Here is an 866-nt window from a genome sequence, read left to right as displayed (position 1 = left end):
AACGCGTGAAGATCAATCGGGTGCGGTTGTCGCGGGTGGTGGTGACCGGGGCGGGCAGTGGGATCGGGCGGGCGACTGCGAAGCGGTTCGCCAGGTTGGGTGCGCATGTGGTGGTCTCGGATGTGGATCTGGATGCTGCGCAGGCCACGACGGCGATGATCCGCGGGGCCGGCGGCAACGCCTCGGCGGTGCGCCTGGATGTCACCGATGCCGGGCAGTGGGAGAGCTTCGCCCGCGATGTGCTGGCCGATTACGGGCCCACCGATGTGCTGGTCAACAACGCCGGCATGCTGGTGGGGGGCCCGTTTCTGGAGTTGAGCCCGGCGGACTGGGAGCGGCAGTTGTCGGTGAACCTGCTGGGGGTGGTGTATGGGTGTCGGGTGTTCGGCGCTCAGATGGTCGAGCACGGCGGTGGGCATATCGTCAATATCGCCTCGGCGGCGGCGTTCACCCCGACGCCGGTGATGGCGCCGTATTCGGTGTCCAAGGCCGGGGTCAAGATGCTGACCGAGTGTTTGCGGTTGGAGTTGGGGCCCAAGGGGATTGGGGTCAGTGCGATCTGTCCGGGGGTGATCAACACCAGTATCGGTGACAATGCGGTGACGGTGGGGGTGGATCAGGAGCTGATGGAGCGGGGGTTGCGGCTCAATCGGCAGGTGCAGGAGTTGGCGGCGAAGTTGCCATTCGCGCCGATGAGTCCGGATCTGGTGGCGCGGGCGGCGGTGCGTGCGGTGCGTTTCGATCTGGCGGTGGTTCCGGTGCGTACCGAGGCGTGGCTGGGGTATTTCATGCTGCGTATCGCGCCGGGCATCAACCGGCGGATGGCGCAACCGTTCTCGGTGCAGACCATGGAGAAACTCGGCGCC

1 protein-coding gene is annotated in these 866 nt (G+C 66.5%); it reads left to right on the top strand.

Annotated elements, in window-relative coordinates:
• Positions 1–5 precede the first annotated feature (5 nt).
• On the top strand, positions 6–866 hold an 861-nt coding region (locus A5648_RS22200; protein ID WP_065026636.1), incomplete at its 3' end, for an SDR family NAD(P)-dependent oxidoreductase.

The organism is Mycolicibacter sinensis (assembly GCF_001673565.1).
GTDB classification, from domain to species: Bacteria; Actinomycetota; Actinomycetes; order Mycobacteriales; family Mycobacteriaceae; genus Mycobacterium; species Mycobacterium sinense_C.
The sequence above is the reverse complement of the archived record's forward strand: the minus strand, read 5'-3'. Positions and strand labels throughout refer to the sequence as shown.